Here is a 22106-nt window from a genome sequence, read left to right on the forward strand (position 1 = left end):
CAGCCCGCTGTTTCCGTGGATGCGGGTCGCGCTGGTCGAGGATCTGCCTGAAAACATGTTGCGTATGGTCGATGATCACTTGCTGGACAAGGCGCTTGCGGCGAAAATCAACAGCAGCGCCGCTTTGGATTTCACTTCAATCTGGTCTGAACCATTGTTTCTGGCCCTTCGAAAAGGGCACGCGCTTTGCTCCTTGTCATCCATCACCCCAGAGGATGCTCCGCCGTATGATTTCATCCGGCTTCCACACGGTTTTGGATACGAACTTGAGGGGAGGCTTCCCAAACAAGATGGATCAAGCCGTATCAGCAAGCGTTTCGACCTGACGGCGCTGAGGTTCGAGACGACCTGCCGCCATATTTGCCATTCCGACGATTGTACAATTGTCTCTGCATTGGCCATTGAACAACGAGAACCAAATCTCGGCTGCTTCGGATGCTGAACGGGCAAAGGTGACTGCCACGACAGTCAGGAAGGTGGAATCGAAGTGATAAGGTTTTTGCTCCTATGTCAAAACCTGTTCGGTGCTCTGGCCTCAATACGTGGTGCGCATCTGGTATCCCTGATGGAAGGTCATGCGCACGAAAGTAACAGGATCGCTGCGAAACCATGTCGTGCGTTCTAGCTGAAACAACGGTGTGCCGGGCGGTACCGCCAGAAACTCCTGCAAATGCCCTGTTGCCGGGACGGCAGAGAAGGCAATTTCAGCGTTTGAAAACGGCACCTCGGACAGCAGCCATTCATTCGGCCCGGCGGTCAGGAAATCTTCGTCGAGAACCTGAGGCACGGTGCTGACGTTGATCCAGCGTTCCTCGAACTGAAACGGACGGTTGTCGGCGTGGTGCATGCATTGCAGATGGACGACCTGCGCACCTTCCGGGATGCTCAGCTTTGCCTGCAACCACGCGGGGCAATCGATTAGTGTTCGGCTTACCAGAGCATAGCGGTATTCGGCGTTCATTTCTTCGATGGCCTGTCGAACGACAGTGATCGGCAATTTCGCCTGCTTTACCGGTGTGGTCACAACACGCGTGCCACCCTTGCGTTTGCGGGTGACAATTCCCTGTTCGGCAAGTTCCCGCAGCGCCCGATTGACCGTCGCCCGTGCAACACCGAATTCGGCTGCCAGTTCCATCTCGGTCGGCAACAGGCTGCCCTGTGGCCAGACACGGGTTTGAATGCGGTTCACGACTTCGTCCCGAATGTCCTGAAAGCCGAGAGGTTTTTGATCGGTCACGTGGTGTTCATCCAATTACGTACAAACATATTGTTATTATGAGGCCATTATTGTCGGCCCGTAAAGGCGCAGCAAGCTCAAAGTCTCGGCATGAGATCAGCCATGGCCTGTCGATAGTCAGATACAATCCGATCCCGAGCGATATGGCGGCCCCGGCGTACCTGATGGCGGCCAGCCGACCACAAATCGGTCACTACGTGGTCCTTCGCGGCAAAGACCAACCCGTCGAGCAACTGTTCAGGACGCAGGGCACAAAGCGCGGGATCCTGACTGTCAATAGCAACAAGATCCGCCAGCATCCCTTCTGCGATCTGCCCCGCCGTGCGCCGCAGGGCCTGCGCACCGCCCAAAGCCGCATTGCAATACAGTGTCTGTCCAACCGAACCCTCCCCTTCGACCAGGACATTGCGCGACAGATCTCGCAGGCGTTGGGAATATTCCAGCGTACGCAGTTCCTCTGTCATCGAAACCAACACGTTTGAATCCGACCCGACCCCAAAACGACCACCGGCTTCAAGAAAGACGGCTCCATTGAAGGGGCCATCCCCCAAATTGGCCTCGGTGATCGGGCAAAGCCCCGCGACCGCGCCCGTTGCGGCCATATCGCGGGTTTCCTTTTCCGTCATGTGAGTGGCGTGGATGAGGCACCAGCGATGGTTTACCGTTGCATTGTTCAGCAGCCATTCCACCGGGCGGGCGCCCAGACCCTCGTGAACCTGTTCAACTTCCATGGGTTGTTCCGCGATGTGAATATGGATAGGTCCCGTCTTTTTTGCGTCCAGAACCCGGGCAAGATCTTGCGGTGATGTCGCGCGCAAGGAATGCGGGGCAATGCCTATCTGACAGTCATCCGGCAGATCGCCCAGTGCCGCCTGCGCCTGTTCGACCAACGCCAGATAGCGGTCCACATCATTGCCAAATCGTTGCTGTCCCGCTTCCAACGGTTGCTCGCCGACCCCTGCGTAAGAATAAAGTACGGGCAGATGCGTCAGTCCGATTCCCGTCTCGGCCGACGCAGCCATGATCCGCTGGGACAGCTCTGCGAGATTGTCATAAGGTGTGCCGTCTGGCTGGTGATGCAGATAATGGAATTCACCAACCGAGGCATAGCCGGCTTCCTGCATCTCCATATAGACCAGAGCGGCAATCGCCTGCACCTGTTCAGGCGTAAGGTGCGCAGTGAAACGATACATCAGTTCCCGCCACGTCCAGAAACTGTCGCGACCGGCCTTTCGATATTCGGTCATACCCGCCATCGCGCGCTGAAATGCGTGGCTGTGCAGATTGGCCAATGCGGGCAGCAAAGTGTCGACGCAAGTATCGCCTTCTTGCGCCGTCGCGCCCTGTTGCACCGACACCATCAGCCCTTGCCTGATTTCTACCCGCAGGTTTATAGCCCAACCGGTGCTCAGTAATGCGCGATTAGCGAAGATAGCCATTTTTCACCTCATTTTATGCATAGACATATAAATGATAGAAATGTACTAGAAAAGTAGGAAATGCACGGAGGGTGCGAGTCACATGCAGACGCAAACGCAGGTTTTGACGGATCTTGATGCCGCAACGATGACCGAAGGCGGCGCGCCATACGGTTTGGTCCCGGATGCCGCGATCGCGTTGCAGGACGGGCGCATCGCATGGGTCGGCCCTGTCGCGGATCTTCCTCCTCGTTTCGCCGACCAGCCAAGGGCTCGAATGGGTGGGCGCCTGGTTACGCCGGCCTTGATCGATTGCCACACCCATGTGGTTCACGGTGGCCATCGCGCCGCAGAGTTCGAAATGCGCCTGAACGGCGCGAGCTATGAAGAGGTCGCGCGCGCCGGGGGCGGGATCATCTCGACGGTCAAGGCCACGCGCGCAGCCGGAGTGGAGGAGTTGGTCGCACAGGCATTGCCGCGTGTGGATGCGATGCTGGCCGAAGGGGCATCGGTCATCGAAGTAAAGTCCGGCTACGGGTTGGATGACAAGACTGAATTGAACATGTTGCGCGCGGCTCGGGCGTTGCCCGATCATCGCCCCGTCCGTGTTCTGACCAGCTTTTTGGGTGCTCATGCGGTGCCTCGGGACTATGAGGGCAGGGCGTCGGACTACATTCATCAGGTCTGCATTCCCACGCTTCGCGCCGCTCATGCCGAGGGATTAGTCGATGCGGTCGATGCCTTCTGCGAAGGCATCGCCTTTCAACCCGAAGAGTTGATCCCGCTTTTTGATGCCGCGACAGCGCTTGGCCTGCCGATCAAGATCCACGCCGAACAATTGTCGAATTTGGGCGGCGCAAAAATGGCTGCCGGATACGGCGCGCTTTCGGCAGATCATATAGAATATCTTGACGAAGCAGGTGTTCTGGACATGGCGCAGGCCGGTACCGTCGGTGTTATTCTGCCGGGGGCCTTCTACACCTTGCGCGAAACACAGGCGCCACCGATTGACCTGTTGCGCCGGCATGCTGTGCCCATGGCGCTTGCCACGGATTGCAATCCCGGTTCGGCGCCGATGACCTCGCTGTTGCTGGCGATGAACATGGGATGCACCCTGTTTCGCATGACGCCAGAAGAGGCCCTGCAAGGCGTGACGGTTCACGCGGCCCGTGCTCTCGGGTTGGCTGATTGCGGTCAGATCTCAGTCGGGCGGCGCGCTGATCTGGCGGTTTGGAATGTCGAACACCCCGCGGAATTGGCCTATCGCATCGGCTTCAACCCTCTTCATACCCGCATATTCGGAGGTATATTTTGACGACCCTCACCCTTACCCCGGGCACCGTTACCCTGTCGCAACTGGAACTGGTCCTTCGCGAAGAGTGCGCTGTTCGGTTGGACCCAGCCTGCCGCCCGGCCGTCGAAGAAGCGCACAAGCGCATCGCCGATGCGGCGACGGGAGAGGCCGCCGTATATGGCGTGAACACAGGGTTCGGGAAACTGGCCAGCGTCAAAATCGCGGCCGAGGACACGGCAACCTTGCAGCGCAACCTGATCCTCAGCCATTGCTGCGGTGTTGGCCCTGCGATCCCGCGCGCCCTTGCCAGATTGATGATGGTTCTGAAATTGCTGAGCCTGGGGCGCGGAGCGTCGGGGGTTCGGCCAGAAGTGATCACCCTGCTGGAAGGGATGTTGTCACAAGGTGTGACCCCGGTGATCCCGGCGCAGGGTTCAGTTGGAGCTTCGGGTGATCTTGCGCCCTTGTCCCACATGGCTGCCGTCATGATGGGCGCTGGTGAGGCCGAATTCAGTGGCGATGTGATGCCCGGTGACGCTGCGCTGTCCAAAGCGGGTCTGCACCCGATCGAACTGGGCCCTAAAGAAGGGCTGGCGCTGATCAATGGCACCCAGTTTTCGACGGCCTTTGCGCTGTCCGGGCTGTTTGGCGCGTGGCAGGCGGCGCAAAGCGCGTTGGTTACCTCGGCGCTGACGACGGATGCGATCATGGGTTCGACCGCCCCGTTGCAACCGGAAATTCACACGTTGCGCGGGCATCGCGGGCAGATCGAGGCCGGCGTGACCATGCGGGCGCTGCTGGCCGGGTCGGTCATTCGTGAAAGCCATCGGGTTGGCGATACCCGGGTTCAGGACCCGTATTGTATCCGCTGCCAGCCTCAGGTGGTGGGGGCCGCGATGGATGTGCTGAGGCAGGCTGCAACAACGCTGGAAATCGAGGCCAACGCGGCGACGGACAATCCTCTGGTTCTTTCGGAAACCGGCCTGATCGTTTCGGGCGGGAATTTTCACGCCGAACCCGTTGGGTTTGCCGCAGACATGATTGCGCTCGCCGTGGCCGAGATCGGGGCAATTGCGCAACGCCGCATTGCGTTGATCGTCGATCCGGCACTCAGCTTTGATCTGCCGCCTTTTCTGACGCCCAATCCGGGCCTGAATTCGGGCTATATGATCGCTGAGGTGACGACCGCCGCACTGATGAGCGAAAACAAGCATCTGGCCAATCCATGCGTGACGGACTCGACGCCCACATCGGCCAATCAGGAAGATCACGTTTCGATGGCGGCCCATGGCGCGCGGCGATTGGGGCAGATGGTTGCCAATCTGGAACGCATTCTGGGGGTCGAACTGCTGTGTGCCACACAAGGGGTCGAGTTCCGCGCGCCGCTGCCTACGAGCGAAACGTTGCAGGCTGTGATGGCACGGCTGCGTGCCGTGGTGCCGGCCTTGGGTGACGATCGCTATATGGCACCCGAGATCGAAGCAGCCTCGGCCCTGATTGCCAGTGGCGAGATTGCCCGTGGCACGGGCATCGCCATGCCGGAACTTGGCGCATGAGCGGCCTGGTCGAGATTTCGCGCGGTGACAGCCCCATCGTGCTGGGTCTGCCGCATACCGGTACCCATGTGCCGGCCACGATCGAGGCCAAGTTGAACGCGCGGGGTAAAGCTCTAGCAGATACGGATTGGCATGTTCATACCTTGTATGAAGGACTTCTGCCCGGTGCGACCACGGTTCGGGCGACCTTCCACCGATATGTGGTCGACGCCAACCGGGACCCGTCGGGCGCGTCACTCTATCCCGGCCAGAACACGACCTCTCTTGTGCCGCTGACGGATTTTGACGGCCAGGGAATCTGGGACATCCCGCCTTCCGAAAAGGATATCCTCGAACGACGGGAAGCTTTTCATGCACCGTATCATGCCGCCCTGAAGGCCGAGCTGGAACGCGTGAAGGCGGCCCATGGGGTTGCGGTGCTGTATGATTGCCACTCGATCCGCAGCCATATTCCTTTTCTGTTCGAAGGTACTCTGCCCGATATGAGCATCGGCACGAACAATGGGGCGACCTGCGCGCCGGAAATCGAAGCCATAGCGCATGAATTCGCGACGTCCTCGCCCTATACGGCTGTTCTGAATGGGCGGTTCAAGGGCGGATGGACAACGCGCTATTATGGCCGCCCCTCCGAAGGGGTTCACGCGATCCAGATGGAGCTGGCTCAGTCGACCTACCTGAAAACTGAAGCGCCGCCCTGGGCTTTTGACACCGACAAAGCCGACCGCCTGCGCCGGTGGCTCAAAGACATTCTTGACGCTATCCATGACACTGCATTGGAGCTTGCCCGATGACCGATCCTCGTAAAAATACCCGTGACATCTTTCCCCCGACAGGGCCCGAACTGAACGCCAAAAGCTGGATGACCGAAGCCCCGATGCGGATGCTGATGAACAATCTGCACCCGGATGTGGCCGAGAACCCGCATGAGCTGGTTGTCTATGGCGGGATCGGCCGTGCCGCGCGGACGTGGAAAGATTTTGATACCATCGTTGCCAGCCTCAAGGATCTGGAGGAAGATGAAACGCTGGTGGTGCAATCCGGCAAACCGGTCGCCATCGTTCGGACGCATGCCGATGCACCTCGGGTGCTGATCGCGAACTCAAACCTCGTGCCGCATTGGGCCAACTGGGACCACTTCAACGAGCTCGATAAGAAGGGCCTGATGATGTACGGCCAGATGACGGCCGGTTCGTGGATCTATATCGGGACGCAAGGCATCGTTCAGGGCACCTACGAAACCTTCGCCGAGGCGGGACGCCAACACTATGACGGGGACCTGACCGGCAAGTGGATTCTGACTGGCGGTCTGGGCGGCATGGGTGGCGCGCAACCCCTGGCGGCGGTCTTTGCGGGGGCGTGTTGCCTGGCCGTCGAGTGCAATCCAGACAGCATCGATTTCCGCCTGCGCACCAAGTATCTCGACGAAAAGGCCGAGACGCTGGACGAAGCGCTGGAAATGATCGACCGCTGGACCAGGGCGGGCGAGGCGAAATCGGTCGGATTGCTGGGCAATGCGGCCGAGATTTTCCCCGAGATCTACCGGCGGATGCAGGCGGGTGGGATGCGCCCCGATATCGTGACCGACCAGACCAGCGCCCATGATCCGGTCAACGGTTATCTGCCATTGGGCTGGAGCATGGCGAAGTGGAAAGACAAGAGGGAAAGCGACCCCAAGGCCGTGGAAAAGGCAGCGCGCGCGTCGATGAAGCAACACGTGGCCGCCATGGTCGATTTCTGGAACGCGGGTGTGCCAACCCTGGATTATGGTAACAACATCCGGCAGGTGGCGCAGGACGAAGGCTTGGAAAACGCCTTTGCCTTTCCCGGTTTCGTGCCCGCCTATATCCGCCCGTTGTTTTGCCGCGGCATTGGCCCGTTCCGCTGGTGCGCGCTGTCGGGTGATCCCGAGGATATCTACAAAACTGATGCAAAGATGAAGGAACTGTTCCCCGAAAACACCCATCTGCACAACTGGCTCGACATGGCGCAGGAGCGCATCGCCTTTCAGGGCCTTCCCGCGCGCATCTGCTGGATCGGACTGGGTGACCGCCACAAGGCTGGGCTGGCATTTAACGAGATGGTCAAAACCGGAGAGTTGAAGGCGCCGGTCGTCATCGGTCGTGACCACCTCGACAGCGGCTCGGTCGCGTCGCCGAACCGCGAAACCGAGGCGATGAAGGACGGCTCGGACGCGGTGTCGGATTGGCCGCTGCTGAACGCGCTGGTCAATACCGCATCGGGCGCGACATGGGTCTCGCTGCACCACGGAGGCGGCGTTGGCATGGGTTTCAGCCAACATGCGGGCGTCGTGATTTGTGCCGACGGCACCGATGCAGCGGCTAAACGCCTTGAACGGGTTCTGTGGAACGATCCGGCTTCTGGCGTCTGGCGACACGCAGATGCGGGTTATGAGGATGCCAAGGCATGCGCACGTGAGCACGGGCTGCGACTGCCGGGGATTCTGGGCTGATTTGCCATTGATCTTTGAATTTGTCTGCATGGCTTAGCGCTAACGTCTCATTTTCCGGTTTCGAACCGGGGATGTTTCCGCTAGGGCTAAGCCGTTAAGCAGCCCGCCAGGCTAACGACAACTGACAAAGGTGGCTCGCCCGTTGCTCGATATTGCACAAGTCCGCACTGTTCTTTCGGACGTCTATGACCTCGCCCCATCGGCCACGTTGGCCAATGAGATGAAAGACACGTTTGCCCGTATGGATCGTGTGATCAGCCCGCCGGATTGGGCGATCTATGCGCCCTATGTGCGGGCGATCAACGCGCTCAAGAAAGAGCGTAACGCCGTGATCCTTGGGCACAATTACATGACACCGGAAATCTATCATGGTGTGTCCGATTTCGTGGGTGACAGCCTGCAACTGGCGATCAAGGCCAGCGAGGTGGAAGAGGATGTGATCGTTCAGGCCGGGGTTCATTTCATGGCCGAGACATCGAAAATTCTGAGCCCCGGGAAAACTGTTCTGATGCCCGACATGGATGCCGGCTGTTCTTTGGCAGAATCGATTACTGCCGAAGGAATCGACGAAATGCGGGCCAAATACCCCGGTGCGCCGGTTGTGTCTTACGTGAACACCACTGCCGAGGTCAAAGCGGCCTCGGATATCTGCTGCACCTCGTCGAACGCCTTGCAGATCGTGAATGCCATGGAGAGCGACACGGTCATCATGACGCCGGATCAATATCTGGCTCAAAACGTGGCCAATGAAAGCCACAAGAACGTGGTGTATTGGCCCGGTTCCTGCATCGTGCATGAACAATACACCGCACAGGACCTGCGCGACTTCCGGGAATGGAACCCCGGAACGCGCCTGATTGCGCACCCGGAATGCCCGCCGGATGTGGTGGCCGAGGCGGATTATTCCGGTTCAACCAGCGGGATCATCAAATATGTGCATGATGAGAAACCCGAAAAGGCGATGCTGATCACCGAATGTTCGATGGCGTCGAACATCGCGGATGAACTGCCCGAGGTCGATTTCGTAGGGCCGTGCAATATGTGCCCGTACATGAAAAAGATCACGCTGGAAAAGATCCTCTATGCTCTGCACACGATGGAAGGCCAGGTCGAGGTCGCCGAAGACGTGGCAGAGAAGGCCCGCAAATCTGTACAGGCGATGATTGATCTGTCCCGCAAGCTCGGCATCTGATCGGCAATGACCGACATCACCACGGATCGCGTCATTATTGTCGGGGCCGGGATTGGCGCGCTTTATGCTGCGCTGAAACTGGCGCCGCGACCGGTGGTGATCATCTCGCCTGAACCTTTGGGCGAAGGTGCAAGTTCGGCATGGGCGCAGGGTGGCGTGGCGGCGGCGATGGACCTGGCCGACAGCCCGGAAAGCCACGCCGTTGATACCGTCAATGCCGGGGCAGGCACCGTCGAACCTGACGTTGCGGATTTGGTGACCCGAGAAGCGCGGGACTATATTCTGGACCTGACCACTTTGGGCACACCATTTGATCGCACCGAGGGTGGCGGGTATGTCCTGTCCCGAGAAGCCGCGCACAGTTTTGCCCGCGTCGTGCGGGTAAAGGGCGATCAGGCAGGCAGTGAAATCATGGCCGCCCTGATCGAACGAGTGCGCGAAACTCCGTCGGTGCAGGTGTTGGAGGGGGTCCTTGCCGTTGCGCTGGAAGTGACGGAAGGGCGCGTGTTGGGCGTGGTTCTGCAGGATGCCTCGGAAAGCGGATCTGCGTCCGTGACGCTTCGTGCACCTGCCGTATTGTTGGCGGGCGGCGGTTCTGGCGGGCTTTATGCCCTGACGACCAATCCGGCCCGCATCCGGGGGCAGGTCATCGGAATGGCCGCACGGGCGGGGGCGCTGATCGCCGATGCCGAATTCGTGCAGTTCCACCCCACGGCCATGGACGTGGGTGAAGACCCGGCCCCGCTGGCGACCGAGGCCTTGCGCGGAGAAGGGGCAATACTGATAAACAAGTACGGCGAGCGTTTCATGCAGGCCGTTCACCCTGATACCGAGCTTGCCCCGCGCGACGTTGTGGCCCGGGCGATTTTTGCCGAAGTACAGGCCGGCAACTGCCCGATGCTGGACACCCGCAAGGCTTTGGGCGCGCAAATCAACGAACTTTTCCCGGCGGTTGCCGCATATTGCGCGCGCAACGGAATCGATCCGGTCCGGGACGCGATCCCGGTTGCTCCGGCAGCGCATTACCACATGGGCGGGATTGCCACAGGCACTGATGGCCGCGCGACGCTGGATCGGTTGTGGGTGTGCGGCGAGGCGTCTTCGACCGGCCTTCACGGCGCCAACCGGCTGGCCTCGAACGGTTTGCTCGAAGCGTTGGTGTTTGCACGCATCTGTGCCGAGGACATTGCGCGTTCGATTCCGGACACTTCCGCGTCGGAACCTGTGGCCCTTCAATTTGATCAAGCTGACATCCCCGATACGTCTGAAGCGGTCAGTATGTTGCGCACGACCATGTCGCGCGATGTTGGCGTGGTCCGGAACCGCGCCGGGTTATGCCGGGCATTGCGCAGGATTGCCACGCTCGAAGAGCAGCATGGCACATGCCCGTCCTTCAGAAACATGTGTGCCACATCAACCTTGATCGCCGCGGCGGCATTGCAGCGCGAAGAAAGCCGCGGCGCGCATGAGCGATCCGACTTTCCGGAAACTGCCGATGGCCCCGGCAAACGATCCCGGATGTATCTTAGCGACGCGCTGCACATTCGCGCCGAAGCCTGCAAGGAAATATCATGAGTTTTGCGACCCTGCCCGATCTGATCCTCGAACCCGTCATCCGCGCGGCGTTGATGGAGGATCTGGGAGCATACGGTGACGTGACCACCCGCGCCGTGATCCCGCCGAACGCGACCTATACGGCCCGGCTGAATGCGCGTGAGGATGCCGTCGTTTCGGGCATGCAGGTGGCGACGATTGCGTTCCGGCTGGTCGACCCGACGCTTGAGGTTGAGGCGCATGTCAAGGATGGCCAGCCCTGTCGGCGCGGCGACACGCTGATGACCATCAAAGGTTCTGCCGCCTCGATCCTTTCGGGTGAGCGGGTCGCGCTGAATTTTGCCGGTCGTCTGACCGGTATTGCCACAAAAACTGCCAGCTTTGTTCAGCAGACAAAGGGCACGAATGCCCGCATGACCTGTACCCGCAAAACCACGCCCGGACTTCGCATTGTCGAAAAACAGGCCGTGCTGCATGGCGGCGGTTTCAATCATCGCTACTCTTTGTCCGACGCGATCCTGATCAAGGACAACCACATTGCCGCTGCCGGGGGTGTGCGTCAGGTTCTTGAGGCCGCCAAAGCGCAAGCCAGCCACATGATGGCCGTCGAGATCGAAGTCGATCGACTGGACCAGCTGGCGGAAGTGCTCGAGGTTGGCGGCGCGTCCGTCGTATTGCTGGACAACATGGATGACGAGATGCTGCGCGAAGCGGTTGCCATGGTGGACGGGCGGATGAAGACCGAAGCCAGCGGTAATGTGACGTTGGACCGGGTTGCATCAATTGCGGCGACCGGGGTCGATTACATCTCGTCCGGGGCGCTGACGCATTCCGCCCGAACCGTTGATCTTGGTCTTGATTTCTGAAAAGCGCGGCATTTCCGCTTGATTTGGGATCGTTTGCGCCAACACGGTTGCGCCTTCAGATTTTATCGATAATAAATCCTCGGCAACGCAAGCTGCAGGAAGTTTTATAGATAAAATGATCATCCCTCATTCCGGCTGGACCCGAAAGTCTGCGCAAGCTGTTCATGACCTCCCGTTGATGGACCTTCTGTTCCGGGCACAGACCGTGCACCGCGAGAACTTTGATCCGAACAAGATCCAGACCTCTAAGCTGTTGTCGATCAAAACCGGCGGGTGCGCCGAGGATTGCGCTTATTGCTCGCAATCGGCCCGCAACGGATCCACCCTGCCTGCATCGAAACTGATCGAGGTTCAGCGTGTACTGGCCGAGGCCAAAAAGGCCCGCGACGGTGGCGCGACCCGGTTCTGCATGGGGGCCGCCTGGCGCGAGCCCAAGCCGCGCGATATGCCTGCCCTGGTTGCCATGGTGGAAGGCGTCAAGGCGATGGGCATGGAAACCTGCATGACGCTGGGCATGCTGGATGACACCCAGGTCGTTCAGCTGCGCGATGCCGGGTTGGACTATTACAACCACAATATCGACACGTCCGAACGCTATTATTCCGAAGTGATCACAACCCGTACTTTCGCGGACCGGATCGACACGATGACCCGGGTGCAAGAAGCCGGGATCAAGGTCTGCTCGGGTGGTATTCTGGGGATGGGTGAACACACTGGCGACCGTATCGATATGTTGCTGACTTTGGCCAACATGACCCCGCCGCCGGATTCGGTGCCGATCAACATGCTGATGCCACAGGCGGATACCCCGCTGGCTGATGCGGAACCGGTTGATCCAATCGACTTTGTGCGGATCATCGCAACCGCTCGCATCCTGATGCCCAAAGCCTATGTTCGGTTGTCCGCCGGGCGCAGCGACATGAGCGACGAGATGCAGGCGATGTGCTTCTTCGCCGGAGCAAATTCCATCTTTGTCGGTGAAACTCTTTTGACGGCGGAAAACCCCGAAGAAGACACCGACTCGATCCTGTTTGCAAAACTGGGCCTTCAGGCCGAAACGGCTGAAGACCATAAACGCACGGAAGCCGCCGAATGAAAGCAGTCGAACGACTGGAATCCATGCTGGGTGCGCTGGAAGCCCGGCACCGCCGCCGGGTTTTGATCCCGGCGCGCGGGCTGGATTTTGCGTCCAACGACTATTTGGGCTTGGCCGGGTCAAGCCTGTTGCAAGAGGCCGCACAGGCCGCGCTGGCGCGCGGCGTGCCCGTGGGCTCGGGTGGCTCGCGGCTGCTGCGGGGAAATCACCCCGAGCATGAGGCGCTGGAACACGAAGCAGCTGCGTTCTTTGGGGCCGAGGCCGCATTGTTCATGGGCGGGGGGTTTCAGGCCAATCAGGCAATCTTTTCCACCCTGCCGGCTGCCGGGGATCTGGTTTTGTATGACGAACTGGTTCACGCCAGCGCCCATGAGGGGATGCGCGCCAGCCGAGCGGATCTGCGCGCTTTCCGTCACAACGACGTCGCGGATGCGCGCAACGTTCTGACCGAATGGCGATCCGCTGGTGGGCAGGGTCAGGTATGGATTGCCGTTGAAAGCGTCTATTCCATGGAGGGCGATCTGGCTCCGCTGGAAGATTTGTCATGTCTGGCGCGTGAAGCCCAAGCTGTTCTGATCGTGGATGAGGCGCACGCAACCGGCGTTTTCGGGGCAAATGGCAAAGGTCTGGCGCATGATCTGAACGCTGACCTTTTGACCCTGCACACCTGCGGCAAGGGGCTTGGAGTTTCCGGCGGGCTGATCTGTGGCCCGCGGGCGATGATCGATACCCTCATCAACCGCGCACGGCCCTTTATCTTTGCAACGGCGCCGTCCCCTCTGAATGCTGCGCTGGTACGGGCCGTCCTGCGTGAACTGGCCGGGAATGACGATTTGGTCACTGCTGCACTCAAACGTCTGCGCCATGCACATGATGCAGCCCGTGAAACTGGGTTGCCTGACGCGGCCTTGAACAGCCAGATCATTCCCGTCGTTCTTGGGGACGAGGCCCGCACGATGGCGATGGCACAGGCTTTGCAACATCAGGGGTTTGACATTCGCGGCATTCGCCCGCCTACCGTTCCGAAAGGCACATCCCGTCTACGCGTCTCGATCACCGGGAATGTCAGTCCTGAGGACATTTCGGCCCTGTTTGCAACCATCTCCAGCCATCAGTCGGAGGCCGCATGAGCGCTCTGGTCATTGTCGGAACCGACACGGGCGTCGGAAAAACAGTTTTTTCGGCTGGCCTGACGGCGGCCCTGAACGCCACTTACTGGAAGCCGGTTCAATCGGGGCTCGAGGATGCAACGGACACGGAAACCGTCTGCACCTTGTCCGGCGTGGGCGTGTTGCCCGAGGCGTATCGCCTGAACATGCCCGCCTCACCCCATCTTTCTGCCGAAGATATGGGTATAGAGATCGATCTGTCCCGGCTAGCGCTGCCGCAGGTTGAGGGGCCGCTGGTTGTGGAAGGGGCAGGGGGGCTGATGGTGCCTCTGAACCGCAAATCCTACTATCTGGATCTGATTGCCCAATGGCAGGCCCCGGTCGTTCTGGTCGCGCGCACGGCGTTGGGAACGATCAACCATACTACGTTGTCCCTGATGGCACTCCGAGGCGCTGGGTGCGAAGTGGTCGGCGTTGCCTTTGTCGGAGATCCGGAGCCCGACGTGGAACAAACCATCGTCGAAATGAGCAAGGTGCGACACCTCGGACGCCTGCCTTATCTTGGAGACCTGACGCAGCAAAGCTTGTCAGATGCCTTCTCGTCCATAGACGTGGCGACCATACGGAGGTTTCTGTGACCCCGCTGGAGTTTGACGCCAACCACCTTTGGCATCCCTATACCAACGTGGCCGATCCCGGCGCGATGCATCTCATCGACCGGGCCGAGGGCGTGTATCTCTATCGGGAGGACGGCGCAAAGATGATAGACGCCATGTCGTCATGGTGGTGCGCCATCCACGGCCACAAGCATCCCGAAATTACGTCCGCCATGCAGTCCCAGCTGGACAAGATGCCTCATGTGATGTTCGGAGGGCTGACGCACCATCCGGCCATTGATCTGGGGCGCAGGATGGTCGACATGTTGCCCGAAGGGCTGGACCGCATTTTCTATTGCGACAGTGGGTCTGTTTCGGTCGAAGTGTCGATGAAGATGGCGGTGCAGTATCAAATGGCCCATGGCCGCACCCGCAAATTCGAATTTGCGACAATTCGGGGCGGCTATCACGGTGACACGTGGAAAGCGATGAGCGTCTGTGACCCTGTGACGGGTATGCACGGGCTGTTCCGGGGGGCTTTGTCGATCCAGCACTTCCTGCCGCGTCCCCAGGTTCGGTTGGGGGATGACTGGCCCGAAGATAGCGCGTTGAACGGATTGGAGGCGCTGGAACGACTGTTGGCCGAAAAGGGCGATCACCTCGCGGCCTTGATCCTTGAACCCGTGGTTCAAGGCGCCGGGGGCATGTATTTCTATCATCCCAAATGGCTGCGCGCGGCACGCGCCATGTGCGATGCCCATGACGTGCTGATCATTTTTGACGAGATCGCAACCGGATTTGGCCGAACCGGCAAGCTGTTCGCCACCGATCATGCGGGCATAACCCCGGATATTATTTGTCTGGGTAAGGCATTGACCGGGGGGCATATATCGTTTGCTGCTACCGTGACCAGCAGGCAGGTGGCGTATGGCATTGGCAACAGTGAGGCCGGAGTGTTCATGCACGGCCCGACCTATATGGCCAACCCTCTGGCCTGTTCCGCAGGTTCGGCCAGCCTCAGACTTCTGGCCGAGGGGAACTGGCAACGCCAGGTGGCTGATATCGAACGCCAGATGCGGACCGAACTGGAGCCAGCGCGCAGTTTGCCGGGCGTTGCAGATGTCAGGGTTCTTGGCGCCATTGGCGTTATTGAAATGAAGGAAACGGTTGATCCTTCGGTCGCTCATCGGCTGGCCCCTGAAACCGGAGTGTGGCTGCGCCCCTTTGCGCGCAACATCTATTGTATGCCGCCTTACATTGTTTCACCTGATGAGCTCGGCCGGATCACCAGCGCGATGGTCGCTTTGGCCGGGGGGAAGCAATGAGACACCAGTGGCTGGCGCAATCGGATGACAGCAAGCTGACACTGGTCTTCGGGGGGTGGGCGCTGGGTTCTGCCCCGTTCCGCGGGCTGACCGGAGGCGGATCTGTTCTGCTGGTGGATGACTATACCCGGCTCGATGATCCCTTGCCCGATCTGGCCGGGTATGACCGAGTCGAAATGCTTGCGTTCTCTTTCGGCGTCGCATCCGCGGCCCATTGGTTGGCCAGCACAGGGTTTCGCCCTGACCGGCTGGTTGCCGTCAGCGGTACGTTGCATCCTGCCTGCGCAGGCCGGGGCATCGCGCCCGATATTGTCCGGGCCACGGCGGATCAGCTGTCTTCGGCAAGTTTCGTCAAGTTTTGCCGACGCGCCGGACTGTCTGCTGACATACCTGAACTGGACATCGAGCAGGCAAGAAAGGAACTTCACGCGGTAATCGAACGCGGCTCGGCGCCTGATCCCGGCTTTGATCGGGTTTGGATATCAGAGCGGGACCGGATCATTCCGTCCAATGCTCAAAGGATAGCCTGGGCCGCGACCCCGGATGTAGTCAAGGGCGTCGCTGCTCCGCATGTACCTTTCCAACCGGGGCAAAGCTGGGCGGAGTGGATGTCATGACCGCGCAATTGGCAGACAAGGTGCAGCGAAGCTTCAGCCGAAGCTTCCAGACTTACAACGATACAGCCAGCCAGCAGGCCTGGGTTGCCCGCAAGCTGGTTTCCGAGATGCGCCGGGTTGGCGCGCCGAACCGGTTTGATGTGGCGTTCGAGCTGGGATGCGGCACTGGCCATCTGACCCGGTTGCTGCGGCAGAACTTTGATCTTCCCGATCTTCACCTGAACGATATCGCGCCGCAGGCTCGGGCGACGGCAGATGCGGAAAATGCGGCTTTCGTTGACGGAGACGTCCGCCTGGTCGAATGGCCTGCAAAGCTGGATTTGGTCGCATCGGCCTCGATGATCCAATGGATGGAGGATCCGGCCGGTTTGCTGCAACAGGTTGCCGAGGCGCTTGAACCCGGAGGGTGGCTGGCGATTTCCGGGTTTGGTCCATTGCAATATCAAGAGCTTGCGCAAATCGGATCGACAGCCCGTGCACCGGGCCTATGCCTGCCTGACGCCCTTGCAACCGCCATAGATGGGCCGTTCAAGATTCTGACGGTAGGCCAAAGTGTTCGGCCATCCTATTTTGACACACCCAGAGATGTGCTAAAACATTTACGCAGTACAGGGGTAAATGGCCGGGCTCAGGGTGCATGGACCCGGTCCACCTTGGCCCGGTTCGAAGCTGACTACGTGCAAAAGTTCGGAGAAGACGGCAGGGTTCCTCTGACTTACCACCCGGTTTGGATCATTGCCGAAAAGCGTTAGGCGCTTATTCGGCGACGACAAGGTCGATTTCATTTGCCGACAGCATCTGGCAGATGTCCTCGGGCGGGTTCACATCGGTAAAGAACAGATTGATCTTGTCGGCAGGTTCCAATGTGACCGGCGCGCGCTTTCCCAGCTTTTCGCCATCGGCCACGACAATGCGGACCTGTGCGTTTCGAATGGCGACGCGGGCCAGGTTTGCTTCTTGCAGGTCGTGCAGCATAAAGCCCGGGTCCGCATTGACCGCCCCGACTGAAAGAACGGCGAAACGGACGTTCAAACGTTTGATCAGGTCCTGAGCTTCAATACCAAATGCGCCCCCATCGTGCGACCGCAGCTCGCCACCAGCCATGAAGACCCGGTTGTTGTTTCTTGAAGCCAATGCCTGAGCAACAAAAACCGAGTTCGTCACGACAAAGAGGTCACTGTGGTTGCAAAGTGCCTGCGCCACATAAGCGGTAGTAGAGCCGATATCGAGGAAAACGGAGTCTCCGTCACTGATGACCTCCGCAACCGCCTTCGCCAGCTTCTCTTTCACGTCAACTTTCTTGTCCAGGCGGCTTTGCAGCGACGGTTCCAGAATGTCTTCGAGAAGATGAACCCCGCCATGGACCTTGCGCACGATGCCGCGCTCTTCCAGATTGCGGACGTTTCGCCGAATGGTTTCCAGGCTGACCTCAAGTTCATTCGCCAGAACACTTACGCGGCACGAACCGCCCGCGCGAAAGAGGGCGCGCAGGATTTCTTCTTCTCGTTGGTTTGTGGTCGGCAGGTTCATGTTTCGCGCTCTGATGGCATCGTCATAAGGGACGTTAAGCCATACCACAATACCCACATAAAGCAACGTTCTACCAAAGAGAAGCCGTTGAAACTTGCCTCTAGCAGGAATTTATGTGGCTTTACGTGGTTTTTATTGACACAAAACCCCACGATGTGGTCGTCTATACTCAATACCACCGATTCATCAAAAAAATCACGACAGGGAGAAGGTGTTATGAATTGTAAAATGGGAATTTCCGCGCTGGCCCTCATGGCCGCCGGAGCCGCAACAACTGCTGGGGCTGTTGAGTCCACGGACCCAATCAAACTGACGCTGCACGACTGGTCGGGGCAGTTGATCAATACCAAGATCATGGGTTCGATCCTGGAAGAAGCCGGGTACAACGTTGAATATGTTCAGGCGGATTACATTGCTCAGTTCGCCGGTCTGAAAACGGGTGACCTGCATCTGGCAATGGAAATCTGGGAAACCACCGGGCGCGAAGCGCTGGACGAGGCAACCGGCACCGGCAAGGTTGTCAATGTCGGCGAAACCGGCCTGATGGCGATCGAAGAATGGTGGTATCCCAGCTACATGAAGGAACGGTGCCCGGGATTGCCGAATTGGGAGGCGCTGAAAGACTGCGCCGAGGAATTCGCGACGGCGGAAACTGCTCCGAACGGGCGTTATGTCGGCGGCCCGGTGACCTGGGGTGGCTTCGATGACGAGCGTGTCGAAGCGCTTAAACTGGATTTCGAAGTCGTCCATGCGGGCACCGACGCGGCCCTGTTTGCAGAATTGGAATCCGCTTATCAAAGGCAGGATCCAATTGTTCTGTGGGTCTATGTCCCACATTGGGCGCCGGCGAAATACGAAGGCGAGTTTGTCGAGTTTCCGCCATTTACGCCAGAGTGTTACAGCGACCCTTCGGTTGGTGTGAACCCGAACATGGCCTATGATTGCGGCAAGCCGCGTGGCCCGATCTGGAAAGCAGCCTGGTCTGGCCTGCAAGAAAAATGGCCGGGCGCTTATGACATCATCGAAGCCTACAAAATCAACAATGATGAAATGAGCGCCATGGTTGGCAAGGCCGATCTGGACGGCGTGGAAATCGACAGCGTTGTTGCAGAGTGGATGGAGACCAACAAAGACCGCTGGTCTGGCTGGATCTCGAAGTAATCCACTGGCCAGAGCGGGCCTGCCGCTCTCTCGGACCGCTCTGGCCTTTTTCGCGAACGAACCGGACCACCCTGATGCCCCCCAAGACCAAACTGTCGTGCCGAAACGTCTGGAAGCTTTATGGCCCCAACGCAGATCGGTTGCTGCGGACAACCCCCGAACCTACGGCAGAAGAAATTCGCAAGGCAGGCGTGATCGGCGCAGTGCGCAACGCCAATATCGAGATCTCGGAAGGTGAGATTTTCGTCATCATGGGCCTGTCGGGGTCCGGCAAATCCACTCTGGTACGGTGCTTGTCCCGGTTGATCGAACCAACCGCCGGAGAAGTTCTGTTCGACGATGCTGACCTCTTGCGCGCCAGCGAGAATGAGCTGATCGAAATCCGGCGTCATAAGATGGGCATGGTGTTCCAGCATTTCGCGTTGCTGCCGCATCTGACCGTTTTGCAGAATGTGATGTTTCCGTTGACGATTCAGGCCACGCCCAGACCCGAAGCCGAGGCCAAGGCCCGCGAGGTGGTGGAACTGGTCGGTTTGAAGGGGCGCGAGGATTATTACCCGCGTGAGCTGTCCGGCGGCCAGCAACAGCGCGTCGGCATTGCCCGTTCCTTGGTGACCGAGCCTGATCTATGGTTTCTGGACGAGCCGTTCTCGGCCCTCGATCCGCTGATCCGGCGCGAGATGCAGGATGAATTCCTGCGGTTGCAGGAGCGGTTACACAAGACCATCGTTTTCATCACCCATGATTTCGAAGAGGCCGTTCGCCTGGCCGACCGCATCGCCATCATGAAGGACGGAGAGGTGATCCAGATCGCCACGCCGGAAGAGCTGGTGATGCACCCGGCCACCGACTATGTGGCTGAATTCACGAAACATATTCCCCGTTCAAAGGTCCTGACCGTCGGCGGTGTCATGACCTGCGGCGCTGTGGGCGAGGGCGATCCGATCTCTCAATCCACGCGCATCTCGGACGTGGCGGAACGGATTATCGCGGCAGATGCGCCGATCCCCGTCGTGGATGCAGAGGGCCAGCCCGTCGGAGCGATTGACCGCAAGGCCGTTGCGCATGTGCTGTTCGGCGGCGGAGACATGGCATGATCCGCCTGACCCGCAGCCAGATGGCCATTCTGCTGCTTGTTCTGGTCACCATCGTGCTTGGCTATTTCGGTCGTGATTTGAGCAAGGCGCTGGATGCGCGCTGGTTGACCAAGTTCCCTTCGGCCTGGGTGATCCCGTTCAAAACCTACATTTCCTCGGCGATGACATGGCTGATCGAGGATGCCGCCATCGGGCCAGTGTCCTTCACCGATGTCACCCGCGCCATCGCGTGGTTGATCGAGCAGCCCTATAATCTGGTATTGGCTCTGCTGGCCGACGGCTTTGTCAGCGGTCAGGGAAATGACGCGCAGGTCATCCTGCCTGCGATCAGCTGGATCGTGGTCATCACCGCCGTTGTCGCCTTGGGGCAATACTGCCGTGACTGGGGATTGGCCGCTCTGGTCGGGGCCTGCTTCGTCTATCTTGCAGTTTTCGGACAATGGGACAGCGCCATGGTGACGCTGGCCTCGGTCCTGATCGCGGTGCCGATTGGCGCGGGCGGAGGGTTGCTGTTGGGCATTCTCGCCTATCGCCATCCGCTTTTTGAAAAGATCATCTCACCAATCCTGGACCTGATGCAGACAATCCCGATATTTGCCTATCTGGTGCCGATCCTGTTCATGTTTGGCTTTGGCCCGATCTCTGCCTTGGTCGCGACGATCATCTATGCGACCCCGCCGATGGTGCGGATCACAACGCTGGCGCTGAAAGGTGTGGATCCTGAGATTCTGGATTTCGGACGCATGGCGGGCACGACCCGGCGGCAGTTGATGTGGCGCGTGCTGGTGCCCTCGGCCAGCCACAGCCTGATGGTGGGCGTCAATCAGGTGATCATGCTGACCCTGAACATGGTCATCATCGCCTCGATGATCGGAGCTGGGGGGCTGGGCTTTGACGTCCTCGCCGCGCTGCGCCGTCTGGACATTGGGGCAGGGTTCGAAGCCGGCATCGCCATCGTGGTTCTGGCCATCGCCGTCGACCGTCTGAGCCAGGCCTTTGCCGAACGGATGGGGCAGGTGCATCATGAGGTCCCCGGCTCGTGGATCGCGCGTCATCGCCGGACGGTTCTGGTTGTGGTCCTGATGCTGCTGACCTGGGTGCTGGGACAGTTCTCGCCTCTGTTGTTGGAATATCCTGAAAGCCAGACCATCACCACCGGCGCGTTCTGGGACAACACGGTCGAATACCTGAACGTAAATTATTTCGACACGTTCGAGGCCATCAAGGTTTTCTTCCTGACCTGGTTTATGATCCCGATCAAAACGGTTCTGCTGGGCATCCCGTGGCCATGGGTCATTGCAATGCTGACCCTGTTGGGCTGGCACGCGGGCGGCTGGCGTCTGGCACTGTTGTGCGGAGGAATGGCCTCTCTGATCCTTGTGTCGGGCCTGTGGTCCAAGGCGATGGTGACGGTCTATCTGTGCGGCGCATCTGTCACTCTGGCGACGCTGATCGGGGTGCCTCTGGGTGTTCTGGCGGCACTGAACAAACGCGCTGGGACGGCCATCAACCTGCTGATCGACACGCTACAAACCCTGCCCAGCTTTGTTTACCTGATCCCTGTCGTCATGCTGTTCCGGGTTGGCGATTTCACCGCCCTGATTGCCATCGTTCTATATGCGCTGGCCCCGGCGGTCCGTTATGCCGCCCATGGCGTGCGCTCGGTCAGTGAGGAACTGATTGAAGCCGGTTTGGTTTCCGGCTGCACCCGTACGCAATTGCTGCGCCATATCCGCCTGCCGATGGCGTTGCCTGAAATCCTGCTGGGCGTCAATCAGACGATCATGCTGGCGCTGTCGATGCTGGTGATCACCGCCCTCGTCGGCACCCGCGATCTGGGGCAGGAGGTCTATATCGCCCTGACCAAGGCCGATACCGGCCGCGGTCTGGTGGCCGGCCTGTCGATTGCCTTCATCGCCATCATCACCGATCGGTTGATCAATGCCAGTGCCCGTCAGGCCCGCATCCGCTTTGGACTGGAGAGTTGA

Annotated in this window: 20 protein-coding genes; 17 read left to right on the plus strand and 3 right to left on the minus strand. The window is 59.4% G+C overall.

What is annotated here, in order from left to right; translation table 11 throughout:
- Positions 1 to 7 precede the first annotated feature (7 nt).
- A complete protein-coding gene (locus ACR0LI_RS09045) occupies positions 8 to 442 on the plus strand; it encodes a LysR substrate-binding domain-containing protein (protein WP_480718468.1) in 435 nt (144 codons plus the stop codon).
- Between the two features lie 93 nt (positions 443 to 535).
- Here the strand turns inward: ACR0LI_RS09045 and ACR0LI_RS09050 are convergent, their stop codons facing one another.
- Positions 536 to 1237 (minus strand): GntR family transcriptional regulator, encoded by a 702-nt coding sequence (locus ACR0LI_RS09050; protein ID WP_480491155.1) that lies wholly within the window; start codon positions 1235 to 1237, stop codon positions 536 to 538.
- A gap of 77 nt (positions 1238 to 1314) precedes the next feature.
- A complete protein-coding gene (locus tag ACR0LI_RS09055; protein WP_480718371.1) occupies positions 1315 to 2676 on the minus strand; it encodes a formimidoylglutamate deiminase in 1362 nt (453 codons plus the stop codon).
- 82 nt (positions 2677 to 2758) lie between these two features.
- Here ACR0LI_RS09055 and hutI point away from each other — a divergent pair, with 82 nt between their 5' ends.
- From hutI to ACR0LI_RS09120, 13 genes are all read left to right on the plus strand, one after another.
- A complete protein-coding gene (hutI, locus tag ACR0LI_RS09060) occupies positions 2759 to 3970 on the plus strand; it encodes an imidazolonepropionase (protein WP_480718372.1) in 1212 nt (403 codons plus the stop codon).
- On the plus strand, positions 3967 to 5505 hold the full coding sequence (hutH, locus tag ACR0LI_RS09065; protein WP_171723809.1) for a histidine ammonia-lyase: 1539 nt from the start codon (positions 3967 to 3969) through the stop codon (positions 5503 to 5505). The genes hutI and hutH overlap by 4 nt, the downstream gene beginning before the upstream one ends.
- Complete coding sequence (gene hutG / locus ACR0LI_RS09070; RefSeq protein ID WP_480718373.1) at positions 5502 to 6296, plus strand: N-formylglutamate deformylase; 795 nt, start codon at positions 5502 to 5504, stop codon at positions 6294 to 6296. The genes hutH and hutG overlap by 4 nt, the downstream gene beginning before the upstream one ends.
- A complete protein-coding gene (hutU, locus tag ACR0LI_RS09075) occupies positions 6293 to 7975 on the plus strand; it encodes a urocanate hydratase (RefSeq protein ID WP_480491164.1) in 1683 nt (560 codons plus the stop codon). The genes hutG and hutU overlap by 4 nt, the downstream gene beginning before the upstream one ends.
- A gap of 142 nt (positions 7976 to 8117) precedes the next feature.
- The gene (nadA, locus tag ACR0LI_RS09080; protein ID WP_171230399.1) at positions 8118 to 9167 is read left to right on the plus strand and encodes a quinolinate synthase NadA; all 1050 of its coding nucleotides are present in this window, start codon (positions 8118 to 8120) and stop codon (positions 9165 to 9167) included.
- 6 nt (positions 9168 to 9173) lie between these two features.
- Positions 9174 to 10742, plus strand: coding sequence for an L-aspartate oxidase (locus ACR0LI_RS09085; protein WP_480718374.1), 1569 nt, complete (start codon positions 9174 to 9176; stop codon positions 10740 to 10742).
- Positions 10739 to 11587 (plus strand): carboxylating nicotinate-nucleotide diphosphorylase, encoded by an 849-nt coding sequence (gene nadC, locus ACR0LI_RS09090; protein ID WP_171723804.1) that lies wholly within the window; start codon positions 10739 to 10741, stop codon positions 11585 to 11587. The genes ACR0LI_RS09085 and nadC overlap by 4 nt, the downstream gene beginning before the upstream one ends.
- Positions 11588 to 11702: 115 nt before the next feature.
- A complete protein-coding gene (bioB, locus tag ACR0LI_RS09095) occupies positions 11703 to 12683 on the plus strand; it encodes a biotin synthase BioB (protein WP_171636182.1) in 981 nt (326 codons plus the stop codon).
- Positions 12680 to 13813 carry an 8-amino-7-oxononanoate synthase gene (locus ACR0LI_RS09100; protein WP_171723803.1) on the plus strand — a complete coding sequence of 378 codons (1134 nt, stop codon included), beginning with the start codon at positions 12680 to 12682 and terminating at the stop codon, positions 13811 to 13813. The genes bioB and ACR0LI_RS09100 overlap by 4 nt, the downstream gene beginning before the upstream one ends.
- The gene (bioD, locus tag ACR0LI_RS09105; protein ID WP_171723802.1) at positions 13810 to 14430 is read left to right on the plus strand and encodes a dethiobiotin synthase; all 621 of its coding nucleotides are present in this window, start codon (positions 13810 to 13812) and stop codon (positions 14428 to 14430) included. The genes ACR0LI_RS09100 and bioD overlap by 4 nt, the downstream gene beginning before the upstream one ends.
- The gene (bioA, locus tag ACR0LI_RS09110) at positions 14427 to 15713 is read left to right on the plus strand and encodes an adenosylmethionine--8-amino-7-oxononanoate transaminase (protein ID WP_210092936.1); all 1287 of its coding nucleotides are present in this window, start codon (positions 14427 to 14429) and stop codon (positions 15711 to 15713) included. Before bioD ends, bioA begins: the two co-directional genes overlap by 4 nt.
- Positions 15710 to 16330 (plus strand): DUF452 family protein, encoded by a 621-nt coding sequence (locus ACR0LI_RS09115; RefSeq protein ID WP_209833872.1) that lies wholly within the window; start codon positions 15710 to 15712, stop codon positions 16328 to 16330. Before bioA ends, ACR0LI_RS09115 begins: the two co-directional genes overlap by 4 nt.
- Entirely contained in the window at positions 16327 to 17082 is a 756-nt protein-coding gene (locus tag ACR0LI_RS09120) for a methyltransferase (RefSeq protein WP_210092934.1), read from the plus strand. Before ACR0LI_RS09115 ends, ACR0LI_RS09120 begins: the two co-directional genes overlap by 4 nt.
- 4 nt (positions 17083 to 17086) lie before the next feature.
- Here the strand turns inward: ACR0LI_RS09120 and ACR0LI_RS09125 are convergent, their stop codons facing one another.
- A complete protein-coding gene (locus tag ACR0LI_RS09125; protein WP_480718375.1) occupies positions 17087 to 17860 on the minus strand; it encodes a DeoR/GlpR family DNA-binding transcription regulator in 774 nt (257 codons plus the stop codon).
- Between the two features lie 216 nt (positions 17861 to 18076).
- On the opposite strand from ACR0LI_RS09125, the gene ACR0LI_RS09130 reads away from it, so the two are divergent.
- From ACR0LI_RS09130 to ACR0LI_RS09140, 3 genes are all read left to right on the plus strand, one after another.
- Positions 18077 to 19021, plus strand: a complete 945-nt coding sequence (locus tag ACR0LI_RS09130) for an ABC transporter substrate-binding protein (RefSeq protein ID WP_480718376.1) — start codon at positions 18077 to 18079, stop codon at positions 19019 to 19021.
- A gap of 74 nt (positions 19022 to 19095) precedes the next feature.
- Complete coding sequence (locus ACR0LI_RS09135; RefSeq protein ID WP_171723798.1) at positions 19096 to 20118, plus strand: quaternary amine ABC transporter ATP-binding protein; 1023 nt, start codon at positions 19096 to 19098, stop codon at positions 20116 to 20118.
- Positions 20115 to 22106 carry an ABC transporter permease gene (locus ACR0LI_RS09140; protein ID WP_480718377.1) on the plus strand — a complete coding sequence of 664 codons (1992 nt, stop codon included), beginning with the start codon at positions 20115 to 20117 and terminating at the stop codon, positions 22104 to 22106. Before ACR0LI_RS09135 ends, ACR0LI_RS09140 begins: the two co-directional genes overlap by 4 nt.

This window comes from Ruegeria sp. CL7 (assembly GCF_056536445.1).

Coding starts and splice junctions, on each gene's coding strand:
- ACR0LI_RS09055 (WP_480718371.1), bottom strand. CDS start 2,676: ATGGCTATCTTCGCTAATCGCGCATTACTGAGCACCGGTTGGGCTATA.
- hutI (WP_480718372.1), top strand. CDS start 2,759: ATGCAGACGCAAACGCAGGTTTTGACGGATCTTGATGCCGCAACGATG.
- hutG (WP_480718373.1), top strand. CDS start 5,502: ATGAGCGGCCTGGTCGAGATTTCGCGCGGTGACAGCCCCATCGTGCTG.
- hutU (WP_480491164.1), top strand. CDS start 6,293: ATGACCGATCCTCGTAAAAATACCCGTGACATCTTTCCCCCGACAGGG.
- ACR0LI_RS09085 (WP_480718374.1), top strand. CDS start 9,174: ATGACCGACATCACCACGGATCGCGTCATTATTGTCGGGGCCGGGATT.
- nadC (WP_171723804.1), top strand. CDS start 10,739: ATGAGTTTTGCGACCCTGCCCGATCTGATCCTCGAACCCGTCATCCGC.
- bioB (WP_171636182.1), top strand. CDS start 11,703: ATGATCATCCCTCATTCCGGCTGGACCCGAAAGTCTGCGCAAGCTGTT.
- ACR0LI_RS09100 (WP_171723803.1), top strand. CDS start 12,680: ATGAAAGCAGTCGAACGACTGGAATCCATGCTGGGTGCGCTGGAAGCC.
- bioD (WP_171723802.1), top strand. CDS start 13,810: ATGAGCGCTCTGGTCATTGTCGGAACCGACACGGGCGTCGGAAAAACA.
- ACR0LI_RS09115 (WP_209833872.1), top strand. CDS start 15,710: ATGAGACACCAGTGGCTGGCGCAATCGGATGACAGCAAGCTGACACTG.
- ACR0LI_RS09120 (WP_210092934.1), top strand. CDS start 16,327: ATGACCGCGCAATTGGCAGACAAGGTGCAGCGAAGCTTCAGCCGAAGC.
- ACR0LI_RS09125 (WP_480718375.1), bottom strand. CDS start 17,860: ATGAACCTGCCGACCACAAACCAACGAGAAGAAGAAATCCTGCGCGCC.
- ACR0LI_RS09130 (WP_480718376.1), top strand. CDS start 18,077: ATGAATTGTAAAATGGGAATTTCCGCGCTGGCCCTCATGGCCGCCGGA.
- ACR0LI_RS09135 (WP_171723798.1), top strand. CDS start 19,096: ATGCCCCCCAAGACCAAACTGTCGTGCCGAAACGTCTGGAAGCTTTAT.
- ACR0LI_RS09140 (WP_480718377.1), top strand. CDS start 20,115: ATGATCCGCCTGACCCGCAGCCAGATGGCCATTCTGCTGCTTGTTCTG.